23 protein-coding genes are annotated in these 23,788 nt (G+C 75.5%); 14 read left to right on the top strand and 9 right to left on the bottom strand.

The features are described 5' to 3' along the window. Nucleotides 1–22: 22 nt before the first annotated feature. Nucleotides 23–421: a winged helix-turn-helix transcriptional regulator gene (locus ACTWP5_RS03135; RefSeq protein ID WP_443219331.1), complete on the bottom strand. Its 399-nt coding sequence runs from the start codon at nucleotides 419–421 to the stop codon at nucleotides 23–25. Nucleotides 422–585: 164 nt separating this feature from the next. On the opposite strand from ACTWP5_RS03135, the gene ACTWP5_RS03130 reads away from it, so the two are divergent. Next, nucleotides 586–1,332: an NADPH-dependent F420 reductase gene (locus ACTWP5_RS03130; RefSeq protein WP_443219121.1), complete on the top strand. Its 747-nt coding sequence runs from the start codon at nucleotides 586–588 to the stop codon at nucleotides 1,330–1,332. Between the two features lie 42 nt (nucleotides 1,333–1,374). Here ACTWP5_RS03130 and ACTWP5_RS03125 read toward each other — a convergent pair whose 3' ends face one another. After that, nucleotides 1,375–2,382: an A/G-specific adenine glycosylase gene (locus ACTWP5_RS03125; protein WP_443219120.1), complete on the bottom strand. Its 1,008-nt coding sequence runs from the start codon at nucleotides 2,380–2,382 to the stop codon at nucleotides 1,375–1,377. A gap of 124 nt (nucleotides 2,383–2,506) precedes the next feature. Here ACTWP5_RS03125 and ACTWP5_RS03120 point away from each other — a divergent pair, with 124 nt between their 5' ends. Further along, nucleotides 2,507–3,352 carry a hypothetical protein gene (locus tag ACTWP5_RS03120; protein WP_443219119.1) on the top strand — a complete coding sequence of 282 codons (846 nt, stop codon included), beginning with the start codon at nucleotides 2,507–2,509 and terminating at the stop codon, nucleotides 3,350–3,352. A 522-nt stretch (nucleotides 3,353–3,874) separates the two neighbouring features. Beyond that, the gene (locus tag ACTWP5_RS03115; protein ID WP_443219118.1) at nucleotides 3,875–4,744 is read left to right on the top strand and encodes a thioesterase domain-containing protein; all 870 of its coding nucleotides are present in this window, start codon (nucleotides 3,875–3,877) and stop codon (nucleotides 4,742–4,744) included. Between the two features lie 68 nt (nucleotides 4,745–4,812). Here the strand turns inward: ACTWP5_RS03115 and disA are convergent, their stop codons facing one another. After that, nucleotides 4,813–5,898 carry a DNA integrity scanning diadenylate cyclase DisA gene (gene disA, locus ACTWP5_RS03110; protein WP_443219117.1) on the bottom strand — a complete coding sequence of 362 codons (1,086 nt, stop codon included), beginning with the start codon at nucleotides 5,896–5,898 and terminating at the stop codon, nucleotides 4,813–4,815. Nucleotides 5,899–5,994: 96 nt separating this feature from the next. Beyond that, nucleotides 5,995–7,428 carry a DNA repair protein RadA gene (gene radA, locus ACTWP5_RS03105; RefSeq protein ID WP_443219116.1) on the bottom strand — a complete coding sequence of 478 codons (1,434 nt, stop codon included), beginning with the start codon at nucleotides 7,426–7,428 and terminating at the stop codon, nucleotides 5,995–5,997. Between the two features lie 105 nt (nucleotides 7,429–7,533). Between radA and ACTWP5_RS03100 the strand changes: the two genes are divergently transcribed. Beyond that, a complete protein-coding gene (locus ACTWP5_RS03100) occupies nucleotides 7,534–9,480 on the top strand; it encodes a BACON domain-containing protein (protein ID WP_443219115.1) in 1,947 nt (648 codons plus the stop codon). 47 nt (nucleotides 9,481–9,527) lie between these two features. Here the strand turns inward: ACTWP5_RS03100 and ACTWP5_RS03095 are convergent, their stop codons facing one another. The 3 genes from ACTWP5_RS03095 to ACTWP5_RS03085 are packed head-to-tail and all read right to left on the bottom strand — an operon-like array spanning nucleotide 9,528 to nucleotide 11,904. Further along, nucleotides 9,528–10,121, bottom strand: coding sequence for a GNAT family N-acetyltransferase (locus ACTWP5_RS03095; RefSeq protein WP_443219114.1), 594 nt, complete (start codon nucleotides 10,119–10,121; stop codon nucleotides 9,528–9,530). Then, entirely contained in the window at nucleotides 10,118–10,906 is a 789-nt protein-coding gene (locus ACTWP5_RS03090; RefSeq protein ID WP_443219113.1) for a TetR/AcrR family transcriptional regulator, read from the bottom strand. The genes ACTWP5_RS03095 and ACTWP5_RS03090 overlap by 4 nt, the downstream gene beginning before the upstream one ends. After that, the gene (locus ACTWP5_RS03085) at nucleotides 10,903–11,904 is read right to left on the bottom strand and encodes a sugar phosphate isomerase/epimerase family protein (protein WP_443219112.1); all 1,002 of its coding nucleotides are present in this window, start codon (nucleotides 11,902–11,904) and stop codon (nucleotides 10,903–10,905) included. Before ACTWP5_RS03085 ends, ACTWP5_RS03090 begins: the two co-directional genes overlap by 4 nt. A 107-nt stretch (nucleotides 11,905–12,011) precedes the next feature. On the opposite strand from ACTWP5_RS03085, the gene ACTWP5_RS03080 reads away from it, so the two are divergent. Together ACTWP5_RS03080 and ACTWP5_RS03075 are read left to right on the top strand one after the other, a co-directional pair. After that, nucleotides 12,012–12,899: an ABC transporter ATP-binding protein gene (locus ACTWP5_RS03080; protein ID WP_443219111.1), complete on the top strand. Its 888-nt coding sequence runs from the start codon at nucleotides 12,012–12,014 to the stop codon at nucleotides 12,897–12,899. Beyond that, nucleotides 12,896–13,633, top strand: a complete 738-nt coding sequence (locus tag ACTWP5_RS03075) for an ABC transporter permease (protein WP_443219110.1) — start codon at nucleotides 12,896–12,898, stop codon at nucleotides 13,631–13,633. Before ACTWP5_RS03080 ends, ACTWP5_RS03075 begins: the two co-directional genes overlap by 4 nt. 172 nt (nucleotides 13,634–13,805) lie before the next feature. Here ACTWP5_RS03075 and ACTWP5_RS03070 read toward each other — a convergent pair whose 3' ends face one another. Continuing rightward, complete coding sequence (locus tag ACTWP5_RS03070) at nucleotides 13,806–14,744, bottom strand: Ppx/GppA phosphatase family protein (RefSeq protein WP_443219109.1); 939 nt, start codon at nucleotides 14,742–14,744, stop codon at nucleotides 13,806–13,808. 63 nt (nucleotides 14,745–14,807) lie between these two features. Here ACTWP5_RS03070 and ACTWP5_RS03065 point away from each other — a divergent pair, with 63 nt between their 5' ends. From ACTWP5_RS03065 to ACTWP5_RS03055, 3 genes are all read left to right on the top strand, one after another. Further along, nucleotides 14,808–15,803, top strand: a complete 996-nt coding sequence (locus ACTWP5_RS03065; RefSeq protein ID WP_443219108.1) for a hypothetical protein — start codon at nucleotides 14,808–14,810, stop codon at nucleotides 15,801–15,803. Nucleotides 15,804–16,103: 300 nt separating this feature from the next. Next, nucleotides 16,104–17,948 (top strand): dihydroxy-acid dehydratase, encoded by a 1,845-nt coding sequence (ilvD, locus tag ACTWP5_RS03060; RefSeq protein WP_443219107.1) that lies wholly within the window; start codon nucleotides 16,104–16,106, stop codon nucleotides 17,946–17,948. A 131-nt stretch (nucleotides 17,949–18,079) separates the two neighbouring features. Continuing rightward, on the top strand, nucleotides 18,080–18,670 hold the full coding sequence (locus ACTWP5_RS03055; protein ID WP_443219106.1) for a dihydrofolate reductase family protein: 591 nt from the start codon (nucleotides 18,080–18,082) through the stop codon (nucleotides 18,668–18,670). 32 nt (nucleotides 18,671–18,702) lie between these two features. Here the strand turns inward: ACTWP5_RS03055 and ACTWP5_RS03050 are convergent, their stop codons facing one another. Further along, a complete protein-coding gene (locus tag ACTWP5_RS03050; RefSeq protein ID WP_443219105.1) occupies nucleotides 18,703–20,982 on the bottom strand; it encodes a protein kinase domain-containing protein in 2,280 nt (759 codons plus the stop codon). An 86-nt stretch (nucleotides 20,983–21,068) separates the two neighbouring features. On the opposite strand from ACTWP5_RS03050, the gene ACTWP5_RS03045 reads away from it, so the two are divergent. The 5 genes from ACTWP5_RS03045 to proC all read left to right on the top strand — a co-directional run bounded on the left by ACTWP5_RS03045 (nucleotide 21,069) and on the right by proC (nucleotide 23,665). Then, complete coding sequence (locus tag ACTWP5_RS03045) at nucleotides 21,069–21,590, top strand: hypothetical protein (protein WP_443219104.1); 522 nt, start codon at nucleotides 21,069–21,071, stop codon at nucleotides 21,588–21,590. Nucleotides 21,591–21,751: 161 nt separating this feature from the next. Then, a complete protein-coding gene (locus tag ACTWP5_RS03040) occupies nucleotides 21,752–22,126 on the top strand; it encodes an ArsR/SmtB family transcription factor (protein WP_443219103.1) in 375 nt (124 codons plus the stop codon). Next, nucleotides 22,123–22,410 (top strand): hypothetical protein, encoded by a 288-nt coding sequence (locus tag ACTWP5_RS03035; protein WP_443219102.1) that lies wholly within the window; start codon nucleotides 22,123–22,125, stop codon nucleotides 22,408–22,410. Before ACTWP5_RS03040 ends, ACTWP5_RS03035 begins: the two co-directional genes overlap by 4 nt. 135 nt (nucleotides 22,411–22,545) lie before the next feature. Further along, nucleotides 22,546–22,746, top strand: coding sequence for a hypothetical protein (locus tag ACTWP5_RS03030; RefSeq protein ID WP_443219101.1), 201 nt, complete (start codon nucleotides 22,546–22,548; stop codon nucleotides 22,744–22,746). 103 nt (nucleotides 22,747–22,849) lie between these two features. After that, entirely contained in the window at nucleotides 22,850–23,665 is an 816-nt protein-coding gene (gene proC, locus ACTWP5_RS03025) for a pyrroline-5-carboxylate reductase (RefSeq protein WP_443219100.1), read from the top strand. Nucleotides 23,666–23,788: the final 123 nt, after the last annotated feature.

The following is a 23,788-nucleotide window of genomic DNA, read 5'->3' as shown; positions in this document are numbered from 1 at the left end:
CCGGCCCGGGCGCGGGCGTGGCTCAGCCCTCGTCCTCCTCCGCTCCCCGCACCCCCACTGCCTCCTGCGGTTCCGCCGCCCCCTGCGGTTCCGCCGACGCCGCCCCCTCCGGGTCCGCCGCGTGGAGGGCTTCCCAGCGGTCCTGGGCGTCCAGCACCTCCTCCGCGTGGTCGAACGCCCAGGCGCCGAAGGCCTCGATCAGCGGCAGCAGCGTGCGGCCCAGCGGCGTCAGCTCGTAGTCGACGCGGGGCGGTGCCTCGCGGTGCCGGCGGTGGGTGACCAGGCCGTGGTGGGCCAGGCGGCGCAGGGTCTCGCCCAGGACCTTTCCGCTGATGCCCCCGATGCGGCGGCGCAGCTCCACGGGGCGGCGCGGCCCGTCGCGCAGGGCCCAGACGACCACGGCGGTCCACGTGTTGCCCATCAGGTCGAAGGCGAGCCGGGCCTGGCAGTCGGCGAGGAAGGGGGAGGAGGGCGGCGGCTGCGGCGAGGTGTTGGGCACCGAACGGTTCCCTTCGGATTTCCTAGCGTCGGTCTCCCGTCACCGTACGAGGGGCGGGGAGGAGTCGACGAGGGAGATCGAGAAGGATGCGCATCGGGATACTCGGCGCGGGGAACATGGCCGACGCCCTGGGCGGGCGGTGGGCCGCGGCCGGTCACGAGGTGATGGTCGGCGGGCGGGACCCGCGCCGGGCGGCCCGCCTGGCACAGCGGCTGAACGAAGGGCTCGACGGGCGACAGGACGGCGGGCGGCCGAAGGAGGGGCGGCCGAAGGAGGGGCCGGCCGGGGGCGGGCCCGCGCGCGGAGCCGCCGACGGCGCGCGCGTGCGGGCGGGAAGCCTCGCGGAGGCGGCGGCCTTCGGCGCGGACGCGGTGCTGCTCGCCGTGCACGCCGAGGCGGCGGTCGAGGTGGTCATGGCCGTGGCGTCGGCCGGCGCGCCCCTGAGCGGACGGACGCTGATCGACTGCACCAACGCCGTCGAGCCCGGCCGTTTCACGCTGGCCGCGCCCATGGCCGAGCGGATCGCCGAGGCGGCGCCCGGCGCGCACGTGGTCAAGGCGTTCAACCTCTGCCACGTCGACGTCTGGCGGCTCGACCCGCCCGTCTTCGACGGGCGCCCGCTGGCCGTGCCGGTCTGCGGCGCCGACCCGGCCGCGCTGGCGACCGTCCACACCCTGGTGACGGACCTCGGCTGCACCCCGGTGGCGGGCGGCGGCCCGGAACGCGCCGGGCTGCTGGAGGCGACGGCCGCGTTCGTGATCGGGCTCTGGCTCGGCGCCGGCGCCGACGCGCGAGCCATGCTGCCGCCGCTCGCACACTCCGGCGTCGGGTGAGCCCGCCGCCCGGCGGGTTCACGCCGCCGGCCCCGCCGCGGGCTACCGCGTGCCCGGGAGGCGGTAGCGGCCGTCGGGAAGGCGCTCGGCGAGGCCGTCGGTGAGGAGGCCGGCCAGGGCGCGGGCGCGTTGCTCGGGGTCGTGCCAGACGCGGTCGAGGGTGGCCCGGTCGACGGGGGCCGGCGCGGTGCGCAGGACGGCGAGCAGCTTGCCGCGGACCTGGCGGTCGGTGCCGGCGTAGGTCTGCCCCCGGCGGGCCGGGCCCTGGTGGGGCGGGGACCCCGCCCGGCGCCAGGCGCAGGCCTCGGCGATGGGGCAGCGCCCGCACTGCGGGCTGCGCGCGGTGCACAGCAGCGCGCCGAGCTCCATCGTCGCCGCGGCCCAGCGCGCGGCCGTGGTCTCCTCCTCGGGCAGCAGCATCCGAGCCAGCCGGCGCTCCGCCGCGGTCGTGGCGTTCGGCGGATACTCCGTGCCCGTGACGGCGCGGGCGAAGACGCGGCGGACGTTGGTGTCGAGCACGGCGTGGCGTTGGCCGTAGGCGAAGGACGCGACGGCGGCGGCCGTGTACTCGCCGACGCCGGGCAGCGCCAGCAGCTGGTGGTGGTCGTGCGGGACCTCGCCGCCGTGGCGTTCCACCATGGCGGCGGCGGCGCCGTGCAGGCGCAGCGCCCGCCGCGGGTACCCGAGTCGGCCCCAGGCGCGCACGGCCTCGCCCGGCGCCTCGGCGGCGAGGTCCGCGGGGCGCGGCCAGCGTTCGAGCCACTCGGTGTAGACGGGCAGCACGCGGCTGACGGGGGTCTGCTGGAGCATGAACTCGCTGACCATGACACCCCAGGCCCCGGCCTCGGGCCGCCGCCAGGGAAGGTCCCTGGCGTGCTCGCTGAACCATTCGATGACGGGGGCGTGGAGGTCGGTCGGCTGGGGCGCCTCCGGCGACGCGCCCGGCTCGGCGGGTCGGGTGACGGGCTGTGGCGCGGGCTGTGCGGAGCTGGTGGCGGACGTCGTCACGGTCGTGGCGTGGGGTGTGGTACGGGGCGTGGTGGTAGTCATCGCATGGTGATCCTGGCATGTTCCGTGTACGGCACAAAGCGGCACGCAGGTTGGTATGAGAACGTTCCCTGTTAAGCGGTGGCCAGGGCAGTGCGGGTGCGCTGATGTCTCGTAAGGTTTCCGCGTGGGATCTCTGCGCAGACCGGTCGGACCCCTGCCGTCGTCGATCTACTGGCGCCGCAGGGCCGTCGTGCTGTCGCTGGTCGCACTGCTGGCGCTCCTGGTGATCTGGGCACTGGCCTCCGGATCGGGCGGCGGCGGCACCGAGACGACGGGCGACGGGGGGAACGCCGAGGAGCCCGCCGAGTCGATCACGCCGGGACCCACACCGTCGGAGTCGTTCATCGACACCCGGCCCAGCGGACGGGAGTCGTCCGAGCCCACCGACGACACCGGCCAGGAGGGTGACGACGAGGGCGGCGGCACGACGGGCGACGCCGACGGCGACGCCGAGGGTGGCGCGGGCGGCGAGGACGGCGGCACGAGCGAGGGCCAGAGCGATGGTCAGAGCGGCGGCGCCGCCTCCGGTGGTTCCTCGGGCGGGCAGCAGGACCCCTCGGGCCTGCCGGCGTGCGAGCCGGCGGACGTGACGGTCACCTTCACCAGCGCGCGGAACGAGTACGGGCTCGACGAGGAGCCGGAGCTGGTGGTCACGGCCGAGAACGTCTCCGGCGTGTCGTGCGTGGTCGACTTCGGTCACGACGCCCTGAGCGTCGCGGTCACCGACCCGGACGCCGAGCCGGTGTGGTCCTCCGACGACTGCCCGACGGGCGCGGCCAGCGCGCCGACCGCCGTGTGGGCCGGCGACAGCGCCAGCCACACCCTGGAGTGGGACCGTCGCCACAGCACGGGCGACTGCGACGGGCCGCCCGGCAGGGAGGCCGAGACCGGCACGAGCTATCTGGCCGAGGCGACCCTCGCGGGCTTCTCCTCGCTGCCGCCCACGTCGTTCCGCCTCGACGACGACTGACGGACCCGCGCCGCGCGCCGGCCGACGCCTCGCCCCACGCCCACGCCGGCGCCTCCACCCACGCTCGCGCCTCCACCCACGCCCCACCCGGACCCGCCGCCCGGAGCGCCCCGCGCGATTCCGTCCGCGAACGCGCCCGAGCGCGGGAGAACGCGCGGGGATCGTGCCAGCGCTTTCGAACTCCCCCGAGACCGTGGCGACTTCGGCACATCGAGGAGTGCGGAAAGCGCCCACCCGGTGTACCGTCGTGCCGTCGTGCCGCCCCGACGACCACCAGGTGTGTCGCCACACCTGCCGGGGTGTCAGGACCCAGAGACCACGGGGGAAACCACACGGGGGTGTGTTCCAGTGGCTGAACCGGAGCCTTTCGCCCGCACCATGGGCCGCCGCGTCGTTCCCCACGACCCGCGACCCCACGAGCGGGCGACACCGGTGACACGGTCCGCCAGCGCCGCGCCGAGCGCCCGTCGGCCCGTCCGGCGCGCGGGCCCGCGGGTCGGACCCGTGGACCGCGGCGGCACGGTGACCGACCTGCTCCGCACCGCGCACACCCGTGGCGACCTCGGCGGCGCCGCCCCGCTGCTGGCCGCGGCCGCCGCGTACCGCCCGGCCTTCACCGACCCGGCGGAGCTGCCCGCACCGCCCGCCGCCGTCCTGCTGTCCGACGGGCCGCCGGACCCGGCCGTCGTGTGCGTGCCGTCGTTCCTCGCCGGCTTCGGACCCCACACGTTCGCGCGGTTCGCCGCCGCCTTCGAGCGCCGGCCGCGGACCTGCGCGCTCGTCCTGCCCGGCTTCGGCACCGGCACCGGCACCGGCGCCTGCGTCGGCATCGGCACCGGGACGCTTCCCGCCAGCCGCCGTGCGGCCGTCGACGCCCTCGCCGCGGGCGCGCTCGCCGCCGCGGGCGACGAGGGCGCGCCGCTGCTGTTGGCGGGACACGCCAGCGGCGGGGTCCTCGCCCACGCGGTCGGCGTGGCCCTGAGGGCCGCCGGGCACCAGGTCGCGGGCGTCGTCCTCATCGACACCTACGAGCCGGAGCCGGCGCGGCACGCCGAGGTGTTCGCCTGGGCCATGGGTCACGTTCTGCGGCGTGGGCCCGCGCACCCCGACATCAACGACGACACGATCCTCGCCATGGGCGGCTACCTCCGCCTGCTCGACGGCTGGCCGGCGGCGCCGCCCGAGCGCCTCGACGCCCCGACGCTGCTGGTGACCGCGGAGCACGGCCCGGACGCGCCGGGAGCGGGGGAGTGGCGCCGGTGGCGCGCCGCCGACACCGTCGTGCGGGTGCCGGGGGACCACGGCTCCCTCCTGGGGGAGAACGCGGCGCACACCGCGCGCGCCGTCGAGGACTGGCTGCGCACGGGCACCGGCCGCGGGGCCCGCACGTAACGGCCTTTCGGACCGCTCAGAGCGGCGCGCCGCCGCGCCGCCGGCTCAGAGGCCGCCGCGGCGCCGGCTCAGACGTAGCGTTCGAGGATGGAGGACTCCGCCAGACGGGAGAGCCCCTCCCGGACGGACCTGGCCCGGGTCTCGCCCACGCCGTCCACGGCCTGGAGGTCGTCGACGCTGGCCGCGAGCAGCTTCTGGAGCCCGCCGAAGTGGTCCACGAGACGGTCGATCACCAGGCCCGGCAGGCGCGGCACCTTCGCCAGCAGGCGGAAGCCGCGCGGCGACACGGAGCTGTCCATCGACTCGGGCGTCGCGCTGTACCCGAGGGCGCGGGCCACGGCCGGCAGCTCCAGCAGCTCCGCGTGCCCGAGGCCGTCGAGCTCCGCCAGGGCCGTGCCGACCCGCCGCGACCGCTTCCCGCCGGCCACGTCCGGAAGATAGTCCCTGACGACGAGCTGGCGCTCGGGCTCGACGCCCGCGATCAGCTCGTCGAGCTGGAGGGAGAGCAGACGCCCGTCGGTGCCCAGCTCCACCACGTACTCGGCGATCTCCGTGGCGATGCGACGCACCATCTCCAGCCGCTGCGCCACGGCCGCCACGTCCCGCACGGTGACCAGGTCCTCGATCTCCAGCGCGGAGAGCGTCCCCGTGACCTCGTCCAGCCGCAGCTTGTACCGCTCCAGGGTGGCCAGCGCCTGGTTGGCGCGGGAGAGGATCGCGCCGGAGTCCTCCAGCACCCGCCGCTGACCGTCGAGGTAGAGGGCGGCCTGCCGCATGGAGCGGCTGACCGACACCACGGGGAAGCCCGTCTGGATCGAGACACGCTGCGCGGTGCGGTGCCGGGTGCCGGTCTCCTCCGTCGGGATCGACGGGTCGGGCACGAGCTGCACGCCCGCCCGGACGATCCGGGCGATGTCCCGGTCCACGATGACGGCGCCGTCGAGCTTGCACAGCTCCCGCAGCCGGGTGGCGGTGAACTCGACGTCGAGCACGAAGCCCCCCGTGCACAGCGACTCCACCGCGCGGTCCATGCCGAGGACGATGAGGCCGCCGGTGTTCCCCCGCAGGACACGCTCCAGGCCGTCCCGCAGCGGTGTGCCCGGGGCAACGGCGCGCAGGGTGGTGCGTAGCGCGGGCCGGTCGCTGGGTGCCATGGGTTCCTCCGTGACCGCGTCCGGTGCCGGTGGGCATCCAGTGGGCGGGTCCGTCGGGTCCGCCCTGGCCGAATCTTGGCTGTGTGTCCCCCGAGTCTACCGGCGTGTCTCGGCCAACCCCTCGACGACGGGAGCGTCCTCGGCCTCACGCGTCGCGCGCTGCGGGCGCGGACGGCGCGGCAGCACGCGCAGGGCCTCGCCTATGTCGGCCACCTCGCGCACCCGCATGCCCCGGGGCGCGTCCCCCGAGTCGGCCGGGACCAGCGCCTGCGTGAACCCGAGGCGCGCGGCCTCGGCCAGCCGGCGCTGCACCCCGGTGACGCGCCGCACCTCGCCGGCCAGGCCCACCTCGCCGATGGCCACGAGGTTCTTCGGCAGCGGGGCGTCGGAGGCGGCACTGGCCAGCGCCAACGCCACGGCCAGGTCGGCGGCCGGCTCCGTCAGCCGCACGCCGCCGACGGTGGCGGTGTAGATGTCGTTCTTCCCCAGGGCGGTGAGCTGGCCGCGCTGTTCCAGCACCGCCAGCACCATCGACACGCGGGACGTCTCAAGACCCGAGGTGGTGCGCCGGGGCGAGGGGATCTGGCTGGCCACCGTCAGCGACTGCACCTCGGCCACCAGCGGGCGGCGGCCCTCCAGCGTCACCGTCAGACAGGTGCCGGGCACCGGCTCGTCCCTTCGGGTGAGGAAGAGCCCCGACGGGTCGGCCAGGGAGGTCAGTCCCTCGTCGTGCAGCTCGAAGCAGCCGACCTCGTCGGTGGCCCCGAAGCGGTTCTTCACGCCGCGCACCAGCCGCAGCCGGGCGTGCCGGTCCCCCTCGAAGTGCAGCACGACGTCCACCAGGTGCTCCAGCAGCCGGGGACCCGCGATCGCGCCGTCCTTCGTGACGTGCCCGACCAGGACCGTGGAGATGCCGCGCTCCTTCGACGCCCGGATCAGCGCCCCCGCGACCTCCCGCACCTGCGCCACCCCGCCCGGCGCCCCGTCCACCTCCGCCGAGGCGACCGTCTGCACCGAGTCCAGCACGAGCAGGCCGGGACGGACCGCGTCGAGCTGGCCGAGCACCGAGCCCAGGTCCGTCTCCGCCGCCAGGTACAGCTGGTCGTGGAGCGCGCCGATGCGGTCGGCGCGCAGCCGCACCTGCCCGGCGGACTCCTCGGCCGTGACGTACAGCGTGCGGTGCTGCTCGGAGGCGGCCTTGGCGGCGACGTCGAGCAGCAGCGTGGACTTGCCGACGCCCGGCTCGCCGGCCAGCAGCACGACGGCGCCCGGCACGAGCCCGCCGCCGAGCACCCGGTCCAGCTCGGGCACGCCCGTGCTGCGCGCGGTGACGCGCTGCCCGTCCACCTGGCCGATCGGCACGGCCGGCTGCGCCACCCGGGCCGCCGCCGTGGTCTTCACGGCCGGGGTGCCGCCGACCTCCTCGACGGTCCCCCAGGCGTGGCACTCCGGACAGCGGCCGAGCCACTTCGCCGTGGACCAGCCGCACTCGGAGCACCGGTACGCGGGCCGGTCAGTCTTACGAGCCATGCGCGGAACGCTACCGCCCGGCACTGACACCGCCCGCCTCACCCGTTCGGGCGAACATCGCCCGTGTGGCGCTTGGGCGCCCCGTCGGACGCCTACGGTCACGACGTGAAGACCAGCAGTCGACCCGTCGCAGCCGCCTCCCGCGCGCCCCGGCACGGGGGGAGGAAGCACCAGCGTCGGGGACGCGGCGCGCACGCGGCGCCCGGCGCCGCCGACGCGTCGGGCGCAGCAGCCGGCGCCGTCCACGTCAGCCATCCCGGCCACGCCCCCGGCGCCGCCGGCACTGCCGGCACGGCCGGCGTGCCTGACGGGGTCGAGCCCCGGGACGCCCCCCACCCGCCCCGGGCGCGCGGCTCCCGCGCCGCGGGACGCGGCCCGGCGCACGGCCCCGCCTACGAGGACGCCCACCTCGACGGGCTGTTCACGTACTGCCTGTCGATCATGTGCGAGCACGACACGGCCACCGCCGCCCTCGGCGAGGCCCTGGCCGTGGCCGAGCGGCAGCACCAGCGGGTCCGCCGCCCCCGTGACCCGGCGCTGCGCCGCCCCTGGCTGTACGCCCTCGCCCGCTGGGCCTGCCTGCGCCGTCTCGCCGCCGAGCGGCGGATCGAGCAGCGCACGCGGGGCGTCGCGCCCGCCCGCGGTGACGTCACCCCGCGCGCCGCGGGCGGCGCGGACGCCGGGCGGCGCCGCCGCGAGCTGGCGGCGCTGTCCTGGCCCGAGGCCGCCGGCACCACCCCCGAGCAGCGCGAGGCGCTGGAGCTCGCCGTCCGGCACCAGCTGCCGCTGCCCGAGCTGGCCCGGGTGCTGCGCCTGGACGACCAGGCGGCCCACACGCTGCTGACGGTCGCCGCGCGGGAGGTGGAGCGGACGCGCGCCGCGCTGGTCGCCGTCGAGTCCAGCGGCTGCCCCGCGGTGGCGGTCCTCTCGGGCGACGACCGGCGGCTGCTGCTCGGCCCTCGGCTGCGCGGCGAGCTGGTCCGGCACGTGGAGGCCTGCCCCGCCTGCCGCCTGGTCGCGCACCGCGCGATGGTCTCCGCCCGCTGGCCCGGCACCTCCGCGACGCCGGGACCCGACGTCACCACGGGCCTGTCGCGCCTGGTCGTGCTGGCCGCGCCCCGTCCCGCCGTGCACGCCGCCCGCCTGGCGATCCACCGCGCCCGCGCCCAGCACCTGCCGCGTTTCGACCGGGCCGGGTTCCCGTTGCCCGAGCGCGACCGCGCCGCCCGGTGGGAGCGGCTGCGCGGCCGGGCGCTGACCACGACGGCGGTGGCGGCCGTGCTCGCCACGCCGGTGCTGGCACTGGCGGCGGCGTACCGGGCGGTCCCGGTCACCGGGGAGCCCGACGGCCACCTCCGCGACGAGCCGGGCAACGCGGCGCCGGACGTCGGCTCACAGCCGCACGGCAGCGGCGAGGACGCCTCGTCCGACGGGACGTGGCGGGGGCAGGGGCCCGGTTCCGGACCGTCCGACGGGGGTGGGGACGGCACCGGCCGTGGGGACGGGGCCTTTGACGGCGCGGGAGCGGACGGCGGCCCGGCCGACGGTTCGGGCACGGGCCGGGAGCCGGCCGGGTCGCAGGGGCAGGCGCCGCAGCCGGGGCCGGGCACGGGGCAGGAGCAGGGCGGGCAGGGGCAGGGAGACGGGGCCGGTCAGGGCGGCCAGGGCGGCGGAGCGGGCGACGGCTCAGGGCAGCAGGAGGGCAGCCTGGCGGCCGTCGCGGAGACCACGGCCGACGGCGCGCGCATCACGCTGACCGCCTCCGGGGGCGCGCCCGTGGCGTGGACGGCCACGGCGGACTCCGACTGGCTGCTGCTGGACCAGCAGTCGGGGACGTTGCGGCCGGGAGAGAGCACGGTCGTCGAGGTCACCGTGGACCACGAGCGCGAGCCCACCGGGGTCTGGCAGGGCCGCGTCACGGTGGAGCCGGCCGGGGCCGTCGTGACGGTCGAGGGCGAGGGCGAGCCCGCGCAGGAGGAGCCCGACCCGACGGCCCCGCCGGAGGAGGAGGCCGCGCCCGTCACGCGGGTCAGCGTGGCGAAGTGGCGGTGACCGGACCGCGGGGCGTGGGCAGGGGAGGGGCCAGAGGGTCGGGGAGGTCAGGAGGGGCGACGCCGCAGCTCGTGACCGAGCGCGGCGTAGACGTACTCGCTGCCCCAGCGCCCGTCCGGGGTGAGGTCGTTCTCCACGAGGTGCGCCTCGCGCCGCATCCCGAGCCGCTCGCACACCCGCGCCGAGCCGCTGTTCTCCACGTCCAGCCGGGCGTAGACGCGGTGCGCGTCGAGCACGTCGAACGCCGCCGTCGCGAGCGCCCGCGCCGCCTCGGTGGCGTACCCGTGGCCCTCGTGTCGGGGATGGAGGGTCCAGCCGATCTCCATCTGCCGCGCGCGGGCGTGGGAGAGGGTGAGGGAGACCTCGCCGACCACGCCGGGCGTCCCGCGCCGGCAGACGAGCAGCGTGAGCGTGTCCCCGTCGGCGGTCCAGTCGGGTGCGGTGCCGCCAGCGGCGATGATCTCGGCGCAGCGCTCGCGGGTGCGCGGCGGCCGGTAGAGGAAGCGGGCCACCTCGGGCAGGCCCTGGTAGGCGAACACGTCGTCGACGTCGTCGGCGGTGGGAAGCCGCAGGTCCAGGCGGTCCGTGCGGAGGGGCAGCGACAGGGCGCGCGGGGCTCGTCCGGGCTCGGGGTGCGTCACGAGGGCTCCTCGCGGGGCAGGGCGGCGCCGGTGAGGTGGTGCTGGATGACCGGGGCCAGGCGGCGGGTCAGCTCCTCGACGTCGGTGCTGGCCACCGGCTCCGCCTTGACGACGTAGCGCAGGATCATGCAGCCGATCAGCTGGGAGGCCGCCAGTTCGGCGCGGAGCCGGGCGTCGGCGCCCGGCAGCCCGTTGGCGACGCGCGGCATGAGCTGGTTGGTGACGAACTCGCGGAATATCCGGGCCGCGGTCTCGTTGGTCACCGCCGAGCGCACGATGGCGAGCAGGGGGCTGCGGGTCTCGGGGTTCTCCCAGACGCTGAGGAAGAGGCGGGTGAAGCGTTCGCCGAAGTCCTCGGTGTCGTGCGCCTCGGCCTGGGCGGCGGAGAGGCCGCGGGTGGCGGGCTCGGCGGCCATGGCGACGGCGGCGTAGAAGACGCGCTCCTTCGTGCCGAAGTAGTGGTGGACCAGGGCGGGGTCAACGTCGGCGCCGCGGGCGATGGCGCGGACGGAGGCGCGGTCGTAGCCGCGCTCGGCGAACTCGGCGCGCGCGGAGGCGAGGATGCGCTCCCGCGCGCCGGGCGCGCCGTCCTCGGCGGCGGCGCGCGGCGGACGTCCGCGTCGGCGCCTCCGCGCCGCCGGCCGCGCGGCGCCGCCGTTCTGTTCCGGCGTCTCCGGCGTCTCCGGCTCTTCCGGTGTGTCGGGGTGTGCCGGCTGTTCCGGCGGGTCTGGCTCTGCTGGCTCGGGGTGGTGGGAGGGCGCGTTCTCGCGCGCCTGAGGGCTCACCTGCGCTCCCGCCGGCCGGCGGCGAGCGGCTCGTGCCGAACGGCGTCGGCCGGCCCGTTCGGCCCTTCCGGAGCCCTCGGCTCGTCGGCGCCCTCGTGCTCGTCGGCGGGTCCGGCCTCGTCGGCGAGCCCGGTCTCGGCCACGGGCCCGGTCGGCTCCGGCTCGGGCGGCGGGACCGTGAGGTGACGGCGCGCGAAGGCCAGCGCCTCCGCCAGGTCCGCCTCCCGCGCCTCGCCCGACATCGCCCGCCGCGTGCTGACCTCGACGACCACGTGCCCCTCGTAGCCGGTGACGGCCAGGTGCTCCAGCAGCTGCGCGCAGGGCTGGGTGCCGCGCCCCGGCACCAGGTGCTCGTCCCGGCCCGAGCCGCGGCCGTCCCCGAGGTGCACGTGTCCGAGCCGGTCGCCCATGCGGCGGGCCATGGCCATCGCGTCGGTGCGCGCCGTCGCGGCGTGGGAGAGGTCGAGCGTGAAGTGCCGGTAGTCCTGGTGGGTGGGGTCCCAGCCGGGGGCGTACGCCTGCACCTCACGGTCGCGGTACCGCCAGGGGTACATGTTCTCGACGGCGAACCTGATGTCCGTCTCCTCCGCCATGCGGCGGATGCCGCCGACGAAGTCACGCGCGTAGGCGCGCTGCCAGCGGAACGGGGGGTGGACGACGACGGTGGTGGCCCCGAGCCGCTCGGCGGCCAGCCGCGCCTTCACCAGCTTCTGCCAGGGGTCGGTCGACCAGACCCGCTGGGTGATCAGCAGGCAGGGGGCGTGGACCGCCAGCACGGGGACGCCGTGCCGCTCGGCGAGCCGGTCGAGCGCGACGGTGTCCTGGCTCACCGGGTCCGTCCAGACCATCACCTCGACCCCGTCGTAGCCGAGCCGGCCGGCGATCTCGAACGCGGCCTCGGTGTCCTCGGGGTACACCGAGGCCGTGGAGAGCGCGACCTGGGCCCGCGGGGCGCGGGGGCGCTCCTGCTGGCGGCGGGGTGGTGGCTGGTGAGTCACGCAGCAAGCCTACGTGCCGCGGTTTTGACGGAGCTCCGTCAGCGGATCCAGGCACAGGGCTTGTCGCGGCCTGGCGCGGCTTGTCGGGTGCCGATATTCATCGTACGATGAATTACATGACAGACATCACCCAGCGTGAGCAGCCCGACGGGCCCGCCGTGCGGGCCACGGCCCTCGGCGTGGTGCGCGGCGGCAGGCAGGTTCTCGACGGGCTGGACTTCTCGGTGGCGCGCGGCAGCGTCACCGGCCTGCTCGGCCCCTCCGGCTGCGGAAAGACCACGCTGATGCGCGCCATCGTCGGTGCCCAGGCCCGGGTCAGCGGCACCCTGGAGGTGCTCGGCCGCCCGGCCGGCAGCGCCGAGCTGCGGCCCCGCATCGGATACGTGACGCAGAGCCCGTCCGTCTACGTCGACCTCACCGCCCGCCAGAACCTGGACTACTACGCGGCCGTCCTCGGCATCCCCCGTGCCCGGCGCACCCGCGCGGTCGCCGACGCCCTCGCCGACGTGGACCTCACGGAACACGCCGACGCGCTCGCCGCCCGGCTCTCCGGCGGCCAGCGCTCCCGCGTCTCCCTGGCCGTCGCGCTGCTCGGCACCCCCGAGCTGCTCGTGCTCGACGAGCCCACCGTCGGCCTCGACCCCGTGCTCCGCCGCGACCTGTGGCAGCTCTTCCACCGCATCGCCGCCGACCGCGGGGCCACGTTGCTGATCTCCTCCCACGTCATGGACGAGGCGGACCGCTGCGAGCGGCTGCTGCTGATGCGGGAGGGCCGCATCCTCGCCGACGACACCCCCGAGGCGCTGCGGCAGCTGGTCGGCGGCAGCGTGGAGGACGCCTTCCTCCACCTCGTCGACGTCGACGCCGCCCGGCAGGACCCGAGTGGCCGCGAGGGGCCGAGCGGTTCGAGGAGTGGTCGGAACGAGGACGCGAAGAAGGACACGGACACGGACACGGACACGGACACGGACACGGAAGGGGTCTCCCGGTCATGAGCCCGTCCCGCACCACCGCCACCGCCCGCCGCGTGCTGCGGCAGCTCGGCCACGACCGGCGCACCGTGGCGCTCCTCCTGCTGGTCCCGGTTCTCCTGCTGACCCTGCTGTTCTACGTCTTCGACTCCGACCGCGACGCCTTCGACTTCATCGGCTCCTCGCTCCTCGGGATCTTCCCGATGACGACGATGTTCCTGGTCACCTCGATCGCCACGCTCCGCGAGCGGACCCAGGGCACGCTGGAACGGCTGCTGGTGATGCCGCTGGGCAAGGCCGACCTGATCGGCGGCTACGCCCTGGCGTTCGGGCTTTTCGCGGTCCTCCAGGCGAGCCTCGCCACCGGCGTCGCGCTCTGGCTGCTGGACCTCGACATCGCCGGCTCGCCGTGGCTGCTGCTCGTCGTCGCGCTGCTCAACGCGCTGCTGGGCACGGCTCTCGGCCTCTTCGTCTCGGCCTTCGCCGCCTCGGAGTTCCAGGCGGTGCAGTTCCTGCCGGCCGTGATCTTCCCCCAGCTGCTGCTCTGCGGGCTGTTCGCGCCACGCGCCAGCATGCAGCCGGTCCTGGAGTACGCCTCCAACGTGCTGCCGATGTCGTACTCCGTGGACGGCATGAACGAGGTGCTGAACAACGCCGAGATCACGGGGGACTACGTCCGTGACGTGCTGGTCGTCGCCGGTGTCGCCCTCGCCGTGCTGGCCGTGGGCGCCGCCACCCTCCGCCGCCGCACGGCGTGAGGGGCGACCCGACCGCCCCGGCGGGCCCGCCCACCACGACCCGGCTCACGGGCCGGGCCGTGGCCCGTCTCTCAGCCTGCCCGGGGGTCCGGCCGGAACCCTGCCCGGGGGTCCGGCCGGAAGTCGGTCCGGGAGCCCGGCCGCGAGCCGGCGCCCGGCCCGGCCCCGCCGCTCAGGACCCGCCGTTGCGCATGCGGTCCAGCCGGCGCAGGATGACGCCCTCCCGCAGCGCCCAAGGGCAGATCTCCAACGTCTCCACACCGAACAGGTCCACCGCCGCCTCGGCCACCACCGCGCCCGCCAGCAACTGCCCGGCCCTGCCCTCGGAGACGCCCGGCAGCTCCTGCCGTTCGTGCTCGGGCATCTCCGCCAGCTTCTGGCTCCACACCCGCAGGTCGGCGCGGGTCAGGTCGCGCCGCACGTACAGCCCCTCCGCCGAACGGGCCGCCCCGGCGATCCTGGCGAGCTGCTTGAACGTCTTCGACGTCGCCACCACCCGGTCGGGTGTCCCGAACCGGGTGAAGTCCCCCACCACGCCGGCGATGCTGGAACGCACCATGCGGCGCAGCGCCCGCACGTCCCCCGAGGAGGGCGGGTCGCCGGGCAGGTGACTGGCCGTCAGCCGGCCGGCGCCCAGCGGGAGGGACGCCGCCGCGTCCGGGCTCTCGTCGATGCCGTAGGCGATCTCCAGCGAGCCGCCGCCGATGTCGAACAGCAGCAGCCGCCCGGCCGACCAGCCCAGCCACCGCCGGGCCGCGAGGAACGTCAGCCGCGCCTCCTCCTCGCCCGACAGCACGGTCAGCTCCACGCCCGTCTCGGACTTGACCCGCGACAGCACCGCGTCGGCGTTGGTCGAGTCCCGCACGGCCGAGGTCGCGAACGTCAGCAGGTCCGCCACGCCGTGGTCCTCCGCCACCTCCAGTGCCTCACGGACGGTCGCCACGAGGCGGTCGACGCCCTCGTCGTCGATCGCGCCGCTGTCGTCCAGCAGCTCCGCGAGCTTCAGCTGCGCCTTGTGCGAGTAGGCCGGCAGCGGGCGCGCCCCGGGGTGCGCGTCCACGACCAGCAGGTGGACCGTGTTGGAACCGACGTCCAGAACTCCCAGCCTCATGGGGGACCACGCTACTCCGCGCTCTACTCTTGCGGTGTGGCGAAGAAGACGAAGGGGACGAAGGTGGGCACACCGACTGCCGAGAGCGCCGAATCCGGCGCGCGGGCGACGTTCGACGGCGCTCGGCGCCGGGCGGACGGCGACGAGGTGGCGCTCGACTTTTCCCGGGCCTGGGTGGAGTTCCCCGACCCGGCCGACGCGGAGCAGGTGTTCCGCTGCGACGTGACCTGGCTCACCTCCCGCTGGCAGTGCGTCTTCGGCCGCGGCTGCCAGGGCATCGCGCCCGGCCGGAGCGCCGACGGCTGCTGCACCCTCGGGGCGCACTTCGCCGACGAGGACGACGAGCGACGGGTCGCCGGGCACGTCGCCCGGCTGACGCCCGAGCTCTGGCAGTTCCACGCCGAGGGGCACGGCGAGCAGGGCTGGGTCGAGGAGGTCGACGACTCCGACGTGGAGACGGACGAGGTCGACGAGAGCGACGAGAGCGACGAGAGCGACGCGGGCGAGTGGATCGTCGGGTTCGAGGAGGGCGAGGAGGAGTTCGAGGACGAGGGCGAGGAGGAGGAAGGGGAGGAGGACGAGGACGAGGACGGGCCCGCGCGGCGCACGCGGCTCATCGACGGCGCGTGCATCTTCCTCAACCGCCCCGGCTTCCCCGCCGGCGCCGGCTGCGCGCTCCACACCCTCGCCCTCCGCGAGGGCCGCGAGCCGCTGGAGACCAAGCCGGACGTCTGCTGGCAGCTGCCGGTGCGCCGCACCTTCGAGTGGGTCGAGCAGCCCGACGGTGAGCAGCGGCTGTACGTCACGATCGGCGAGTACGACCGCCGCGGCTGGGGCCCCGGCGGCCACGAGCTGCACTGGTGGTGCACGGGCGCGCCCAGCGCCCACGGTGCGGGTCAGCCGCTGTACCTCTCCTACCGGCCCGAGCTCGTCGAGCTGATGGGCAAGGACGGCTACGACGTGCTGGTCGACCTGTGTGAGCAGCGTCTCGCCGCCCAGCTCCCGCTGCTCGCCCCCCACCCGGCCGACCCCCGCCCCAGCCCGCGTGACCGGGACTGACCGGCCCCGCACCGGACGGACGAGCCCGTCGAACCCGCGCCGGCCCCGGTCGCGGCGCGCTGAGGCGGCGCTGAGGTTGCGCGCGGAGGTGGCGCGTCACGCGGCGGCCGTCCGTCGAGCCGGGTCCGACCGCGCCCCGAGGCCGGAGCGAGGCCGGCGCCGAAGGCTGGTAACGCGCCATCCTGTCTCGGATCGCGGTATCCCCGTCCCGTACGTCGGGCCGGGAGCGTAGCCTCGGTGCGAGTGAGCCGCGCCGAGACGGCAGCTGCCGTGCGGCGAGAGCACGAGAGGACGTAATCCATGGCGACACTGAGGTCCCGCACCGTTACACACGGCCGGAACATGGCGGGTGCCCGTGCCCTCCTGCGCGCGGCGGGCGTAGCGCGCGAGGACTTCGGCAAGCCGATCGTCGCCGTGGCCAACAGCTTCACCGAGTTCGTGCCGGGCCACACCCACCTCCAGCCCGTCGGCCGCATCGTCTCCGACGCGATCAAGGCCGCGGGCGGCGTGCCGCGCGAGTTCAACACGATCGCCGTGGACGACGGCATCGCCATGGGCCACGGCGGCATGCTGTACTCCCTCCCCTCCCGCGACCTGATCGCGGACTCGGTGGAGTACATGGTCGAGGCGCACTGCGCCGACGCCCTGGTCTGCATCTCCAACTGCGACAAGATCACGCCGGGCATGCTGATGGCGGCCCTCCGCCTCAACATCCCCACCGTCTTCGTCTCCGGCGGGCCGATGGAGGCGGGCAAGACCACCCTCGTCGACGGCCGGGTCCGCTCCAACCTCGACCTGATCAGCGCCATCGCCGAGTCGGCCTCGCCGACCACCTCCGACGAGGACCTCCAGCGCATCGAGGAGGCCGCCTGTCCCACCTGCGGCTCCTGCTCCGGCATGTTCACCGCCAACTCGATGAACTGCCTGGTCGAGGCCCTCGGCCTCGCGCTGCCGGGCAACGGCTCCGTGCTGGCCACCCACACGGCCCGCCGCGAGCTGTACGAGGCCGCGGGCCGCACGGTCGTGGAGATCACCCACCGCCGGTACGAGCAGGACGACGAGACGGTGCTGCCCCGCGCCGTCGCCTCCCGCGCCGCGTTCGAGAACGCGATGGCCCTCGACGTCGCCATGGGCGGCTCGACGAACACCGTGCTCCACCTGCTGGCCGCCGTGCACGAGGCCGGGCTCGACTTCGGGCTGGGCGACATCGACGCGATCTCGCGCCGCGTGCCCTGCATCTGCAAGGTCGCCCCCAACGGCAGCTACCACATGGAGGACGTGCACCGCGCCGGCGGTATCCCCGCCATCCTCGGCGAGCTGTACCGCGCCGGGCTGCTCAACGAGGACGTCCACTCCGTCCACAGCTCCTCGCTCGCCGACTGGCTCAAGACCTGGGACATCCGGGGCGGCTCGCCCTCGGCCGAGGCGGTCGAGCTGTTCCACGCCGCGCCCGGCTGCGTCCGTTCCGCCAGCGCGTTCTCCCAGTCCGAGCGCTGGGAGTCCCTCGACACCGACGCCGCCGAGGGCTGCATCCACGACGTCGCCCACGCCCACACCCCCGACGGTGGCCTGGCCGTGCTCCACGGCAACCTCGCCGAGGACGGCTGCGTCGTGAAGACCGCCGGCGTGGACCCGTCGATCTTCACCTTCGAGGGTCCGGCCGTCGTCGTGGAGTCGCAGGAGGAGGCCGTCGAGGCGATCCTCGGGAAGCGCGTCAGGGAGGGCGACGTCGTCGTCATCCGGTACGAGGGCCCCAAGGGCGGCCCCGGCATGCAGGAGATGCTCTACCCGACGTCGTTCCTGAAGGGCCTCGGCCTGGGCGCCAAGTGCGCCCTCGTCACCGACGGGCGCTTCTCCGGCGGCACCTCCGGCCTGTCCATCGGCCACGTCTCGCCCGAGGCGGCGGCCGGCGGCACGATCGCGCTGGTGCGCGACGGCGACCTGATCCGCGTCGACATCCCGAGCCGGAGCATCGAGCTGAAGGTCTCCGAGGAGGAGCTCGCCGCCCGGCGGGCCGCGCTCGGCGGACGGTACGCGCCCGTGGCGCGCGACCGGAAGGTGTCGCTGGCACTGCGCGCGTACGCCGCGATGGCCACCAGCGCCGACAAGGGCGCGGTCCGCGACGTCACCAAGCTCGACGGCTGAGCGGGCCCGGCGTCCGCGTCCGCTCGTCCAACCTCCGCTCGTCGCTCCTCCACCCGGTCCGCTCCTCGCGGGCGATGACTTCCGTGGCTCCGCCCGGTCTGTCCTGTGGAGGACAACCGAGAGGAGTCGGGATGCGTGGCGAGTCGGTGCCTGACGGCCCGAGGCGGAAGGTGTTCGCGTTCCTGTTCTGCTCCCTCGACGGGTACCACGAGGGAGCGGACGGGGAGCTGGACTTCGGCGTGTACGACGAGGAGTTCTTCGACTGGAACCTGCGGCAGACCCGCGAGGTGGGCGCCCTGCTGCTGGGCCGGCGCACCCACGAGCACTTCGCCGAGGTCTGGCCCACGCCGGAGGCGGCCGAGCGGCTGCCCGAGGTCGCGGCCTTCATGAACGCCGTGCCCAAGACCGTCGTGACGCGGAGCGGACGCGTCACCCCCTGGGAGAACACCCGCGTCACCGACGGTGCCGACCTCGGCGCCGAGGTCGCCCGGCTGCGGGCGGAGTCCAGCGGTGACGTCGCGGTCTTCGGGAGCTCGGGACTGACCGTGACGCTGCTGGAGCAGGGGCTCGTGGACGAGCTGCGGGTCCTGCTGTACCCGGTGCTGCTGGGCCGGGGCCGGAGCCTGCTCGCCGGGCTGAGGGAGCGCGTCCCCCTCGCGGCCGGGGCGGTCACGGTGTTCCGCTCGGGCAACGTGCTGCTGCGGTACCACCCGCGTCCCTGAGGGCTGTCCCGCGATCCCTGGCGGGACAGCCCTCAGCGGGGCGCGGTGTCGGCCAGCGGCGCCGCGTAGAGGGTGTTCCCCAGCGTCGTCACGTACGCGACCTCGTCCGTGATCACCGGTGCGGGGGCCCAGGCGTCGCTGCCCAGCCCCGGCGTGCCCCGGTGGGGCTCGCCGGTGTCGAGGACCGCGCCGTCGGCGACGTCCACCGCGTACAGCCGGCCGTCGCCGTCGCTCAGGTACAGCCGGCCGTCGGCGACGGCGGGCGCCGAGGCGGCGCTGGCTCCCGTCTCGCCGGTCCAGAGCACCTCGGCGGCGGCGGCGTCGACGGCCGTGACCCCGCCGCCCATGTCCGCGACGTAGACCACGCCGTCCTCGGCCACGCCACGGGGCTCGGCCGGGGCCGGCAGGTCGGTCCACGTCCACGCGCTGGTGGCGAGGTCCAGCCGCAGCACGGCCGTGACCACCGGCAGGTCGGCGTCGTGCACCAGGAAGTACGCGGCCTCCCCGTCCATGCCGACGGGCTCCAGCAGGCTGCGCACCTCGGGCGGCGGGCTGGCCGGCAGTGACCACAGCTCGCGGCCGCTCGCGTCGAGCAGCATCAGCTGCGGGTCGGCGCCGGTGGCGCCGTCGCGGCTCTCCACCAGCACCTGGGAGCCGTTGCCCAGGGTCGCCGTGACGTACCGGCCGGGGGCCTCCCAGGTCCCCACGGCGTCGGGGGAGCGCCGGTCGTAGAAGCGGAGCGTGCTGTCGCCGTTCTGGACGACGAGGGCGTCGCGCGCGGTGAGCATGGTGCCCATCAGCTCGGGCACGTCGACCTCCCACAGCTCGCCGCCGTCCTCGTCCAGCGCGAGGACGCCCTTCTCGGAGACGGTGAAGATGGTCCCCGCCTCGTCCTGGACGGCGGTCGGGCCGCCGGCCGCCGTGCGAGGCCCGTGGTGGCGCCACAGCTCCTGTCCGGTGGCCGCGTCGAGCAGCACCGTGAGCTCGCCGCCGGAGAAGCACAGCAGGTTCGCGTCGGTCGCCGTCCGGCAGCCGAATCCGGAGGTGGGGGCGTCCAGCACGCCCAGCTGTTGCAACGGCAGCTCCCAGGGGCGGAACGCGGCGGGCTCGGGCCGGCCGTCGCCCCCGCCCGTGCCGCCCGCGTCGCCCGTGCCTCCCGCGTCGCCCCCGCCGCCCTGGCCGCTCGTGTCGCCCTGGCCGCCGGTGGTCTCGGAGGAGGCGGTGGCGAGCCACACACCGAAGCCCGTCGCCGCGAGCACCGCCGTGACGGCCGCCAGGGCCGCCGCCCCCCGCCAGCCGCCCCGCCGCCGCCGCGCGGCGACGGCCGCCGAGCCGGCCGCCGGACCGACCGGCTGCCCGAGCGACTGGCCGCCCGGCTCCCGGGCCGCTCCCTCGACCGGGACCGGCGGCGCGGCGGGCGACACGGCGGGGGGCGCGGCCGGCGACACGGCCGGCCCCCGGAGCCGAGGCACCTCCTCCGTCGGCACCCGCGCGTCCGCCCACGCAGCCATCCGCAGCACCGCCGCCACGTCCGGCCGCCGATCGGGATCCTTCGCCAGACACAGCGTCACCAGCTCGCGCAACGCCTCCGGCAGCCCCACCAGGTGAGGCTCCTCGTGCACCACCCGGTACGCGACCGCCAACGGGTCCCCGCCCGGCGACTCCCCCTGCTCGAACGGGCTCTGCCCCGTCGCCGCGAACGCCACCACCGCGCCCAGCGCGAACACGTCCGCCGGCTCCTCCACCGCCCGCGTGCCCGTCAGCTGCTCCGGCGCCATGAACGGCGGCGAGCCCAGCACCGCCCCGCTCTCCGTCAGCCGGCGCGAGGCCGTCAGCGCCCGCGAGATGCCGAAGTCGATGACCCGCACGCCGTCCTCGGCCAGCAGCACGTTCCCCGGCTTGAGGTCGCGGTGGACCAGGCCGCAGCGGTGGATGTCCTGCAACGCCTCGGCCAGCTGCGCGCCCACCCGCGCCGCCTCCCGCGCGCCCAGCGGCCCGTCGCGCTCCACCCGGTCGGCCAGCGAGCCGCCCGGCACGTAGAGCGTGGCCAGCCACGGCGGGTCGCCCTCGGGGTCGGCGTCCACCACCGGCGCCGTGAACGCCCCGCTGACCCGCCGCGCCGCCGCCACCTCCAGCCGGAAGCGGTCACGGAAGCCGGGGTCCTCGGCGTACTCGCGGCGGATCGCCTTCACCGCCACCTGCCGCCCGGCGACCGTTCGCGCGAGGTACACCACGCCCATGCCGCCCGCGCCGAGGCGCCGCTCGACCACGTATGGTCCGAGCCGCTCGGGCGTGCTGTGTCCCTCAGCCACGACGTCTCCCCCGGATTCCCCCGGTTTGCCCAGTCACCGGGGACAGGGTACTGGTGAGCCGGCGGCGGGCCGCAATAATCGTCCCTATGCCCACACCATCCCCCATACCGCATGGCTCGTCCGACGCTCCCGACGTCCCCCGCCCGGCGCCCATCCGCTTCTTCGGCACGTGCTGGGTCGACCACTCCCGTGGCTACGCCCCGCGCCGTGTCCTTCTCGGCGCGGCGGCGCTGCTGTTGGCAGCCGCCGGCGGCCTCGTGCTGTGGCTGGTCGTGGCCGGTGTGGGCGCCGTGTGGCTGCGGGTGCTGGTGGGGTTGGCGCTCGCGCTCAGCACCGCGATGGCCTTCACCAGGACCTGGGGCGAGTACACCGAGTGGACGGACGAGGAGGGCGCGGCCCGAGCCCCGGGCGAGCCGTCGTTCCGCAGCATCAAGATCGTGGGCTTCGTCGGCCTGTTGCTCGCGTACGGGCTGCGCAGCACGGTGGAGGCACCGGGGGAGCGGGCGCGCCGCGCCGCCTACGAGGCGGCCGTCGAACGGCACCACCGCACGATCGCGAAGCGCTCGGGCAACCCGGCCCGCCGCCGCACCGACCGGCGTCGGCGCTGACGCGGCCGGCGCGCCGGACCGTCCCCGAGCCGCTCGGGGCACCGCCCCTGGCCGGTCCCTGAGCCCGACCCTGAACTCACCCCGACAGGTGTCAGCTTGCATTGACAGGTGGGGGGGTCGCTGCGACGCTCGAACGTGTCGGGGACGCCCGGGAGAACGCCATGGACAACGTCACGACCGACGTCACGGATGACGGAGGGACGCTTCGTTTGCACGGCGACGAACTGCTGAAGGTGCTTGCCGCTCTCGGCAATCCCCACCGGATGCGCATCATCGCCGCGCTCGCCACCGAGCGGAACTACGTCAGCAGGCTGGCCCGCGAGATCGGCATGAGCCGCCCCCTGCTCCACATGCACCTGCAACGACTGGAGGCGGCGGGACTGGTCGTCGGGACGCTGGAGCTGTCGGAGGACGGGAAGGCCATGAAGTTCTTCGAGGTGACCCCCTTCGTCTACGAACTGACCCCGGCCTCCGTCGCCGAGGCCGCCAGGTCGCTGAGCACGGAGAACGAGGCGGAGAAAGAGGAAGCAACGTGAACGACACGACGGTCACGCAGGCGCAGGACTGGGCCGGCGTCGCGGCGGCGGGATTCGGCACGGCCGGGATGTTCACGCTGCTCATCGTCATCGTCTGGCAGGTCGCCGCGACGTGGCGCGCCCGCATGCTGGCGGCCCGCGAGGAGGAGTACCGCAGGCTGGCCACCAAGTACGCCGAACTGCTGGAGGACAACACCGAGATCCTCCGGCGTTACACCGACGAGCTGTCCGAGACCCGGAAGTCGGTCAGCTCGATGGAACGCATGATGCGGGAACTCGACTGACGCCACCCGCCCGGCGTCGACCGCACCGACCGCACCGCAGCACCGACCGCACTACCGCACTGACCTGACCGAACCGCCGCACTGACCGATCCGACCGGTCCGACCGACGCGACCAGGTCGCGAGGAGGAACTCCCATGCCCAGGCTGGGCAGGCTCGTCCGCCGTCTGCTTCCCACCCGTTCCACCCGTCCCGCCGCTCCCGAACGGCCCGAACGGCCCGTCCGTCCCGGCCGGCCCTCCCGCCCGCTGCTGCCGCGCCCGCGCGGCGAGTACGCCAACGACGGCTTCCCCGTCGAGCACCCCCGCGCGATCAAGCGGTCCGAGCGCGACGGCTGAGACCTCCGGGCGCCGCGCCGAGCGGCCCCACCCGCGCCGAGCGGCCCCGCCCGCGTCGCGGACACTCCGGCGGCGCGCGCCGCCCGGTGCGAGGATGTGGACCATGACGTCCACGACACGCAGAATCGCCGTCATCGGCACCGGCAAGATGGGCGAGGCGCTGCTCGGCGGCATGCTCCGCGCCGGCCGCCCGCCCGCGACCCTGCTGGCCACCGCGCGCCGCGAGGAACGCGCCGCGGAGCTGCGCGCCCGACACGGCGTGGAGGTCGTCAGCAACACCGAGGCCGCGAAGGTCGCCGACACCCTCATCCTCGCCGTCAAGCCGCGCGACGTGCCCGCCCTGGTCGACGAACTCGCGCCGCACACCCCCGCCGACCGGCTGCTGATCTCCTGCGCCGCCGGCATCCCCACCGCCGCGATCGAGGAACGCCTCACCCCCGGCACCCCGGTCGTGCGGGTCATGCCCAACACCCCCGCCCTCGTCGACGAGGGCATGTCCGTCATCTCGGGCGGCAGCCACGCCACGGAGGAGCACCTGGCGCACGCCGAGGAGATCTTCGACGGCGTCGGCAGGACCCAGCGGCTCCCCGAGTACCAGCAGGACGCGGCCACCGCCCTGTCCGGCTCGGGCCCCGCGTACTTCTTCTACCTCGTCGAGGCCATGACGGACGCCGGGATCCTGCTCGGCCTGCCCCGCGACCAGGCCCACGACCTCGTCGTGCAGGCGGCGGTCGGCGCCGCCGTGATGATGCGCGACACCGGCGAGCACCCGGTGAAGCTGCGGGAGGCCGTCACCTCCCCCGGCGGCACGACGATCTCCGCGATCAGGGAGCTGGAGGACCACAAGGTCCGCGCCGCGTTCATCGCCGCGTTGGAAGCGGCGCGCGACCGCAGCCGCGAACTCGGCGCGGGTGGCTGAGACCTCGTCCCAGCCACCCGCGCCCGGTGCCGCTCGGTGCCCTTCCCGTACCGCTCGTTGCCGTTGCCGTTGCCGTTGCCGTACCGCCGGTGCTGCCCCGCGTCGTCCCGCGACGCGCGGCGG

It is taken from the genome of Streptomyces sp. 4N509B, from assembly GCF_052245655.1.
Classification (GTDB): domain Bacteria; phylum Actinomycetota; class Actinomycetes; order Streptomycetales; family Streptomycetaceae; genus Streptomyces.
This window is presented reverse-complemented; position numbering and strand designations above follow the sequence as displayed.

Coding starts and splice junctions, on each gene's coding strand:
- ACTWP5_RS03030 (WP_443219101.1), top strand. CDS start 22,546: ATGCCCAGGCTGGGCAGGCTCGTCCGCCGTCTGCTTCCCACCCGTTCC.
- ACTWP5_RS03125 (WP_443219120.1), bottom strand. CDS start 2,382: ATGACTACCACCACGCCCCGTACCACACCCCACGCCACGACCGTGACG.
- proC (WP_443219100.1), top strand. CDS start 22,850: ATGACGTCCACGACACGCAGAATCGCCGTCATCGGCACCGGCAAGATG.
- ACTWP5_RS03055 (WP_443219106.1), top strand. CDS start 18,080: ATGCGTGGCGAGTCGGTGCCTGACGGCCCGAGGCGGAAGGTGTTCGCG.
- ACTWP5_RS03075 (WP_443219110.1), top strand. CDS start 12,896: ATGAGCCCGTCCCGCACCACCGCCACCGCCCGCCGCGTGCTGCGGCAG.
- ilvD (WP_443219107.1), top strand. CDS start 16,104: ATGGCGACACTGAGGTCCCGCACCGTTACACACGGCCGGAACATGGCG.
- radA (WP_443219116.1), bottom strand. CDS start 7,428: ATGGCTCGTAAGACTGACCGGCCCGCGTACCGGTGCTCCGAGTGCGGC.
- ACTWP5_RS03070 (WP_443219109.1), bottom strand. CDS start 14,744: ATGAGGCTGGGAGTTCTGGACGTCGGTTCCAACACGGTCCACCTGCTG.
- ACTWP5_RS03040 (WP_443219103.1), top strand. CDS start 21,752: ATGGACAACGTCACGACCGACGTCACGGATGACGGAGGGACGCTTCGT.
- ACTWP5_RS03045 (WP_443219104.1), top strand. CDS start 21,069: ATGCCCACACCATCCCCCATACCGCATGGCTCGTCCGACGCTCCCGAC.
- ACTWP5_RS03135 (WP_443219331.1), bottom strand. CDS start 421: ATGGGCAACACGTGGACCGCCGTGGTCGTCTGGGCCCTGCGCGACGGG.
- disA (WP_443219117.1), bottom strand. CDS start 5,898: ATGGCACCCAGCGACCGGCCCGCGCTACGCACCACCCTGCGCGCCGTT.
- ACTWP5_RS03080 (WP_443219111.1), top strand. CDS start 12,012: ATGAATTACATGACAGACATCACCCAGCGTGAGCAGCCCGACGGGCCC.
- ACTWP5_RS03130 (WP_443219121.1), top strand. CDS start 586: ATGCGCATCGGGATACTCGGCGCGGGGAACATGGCCGACGCCCTGGGC.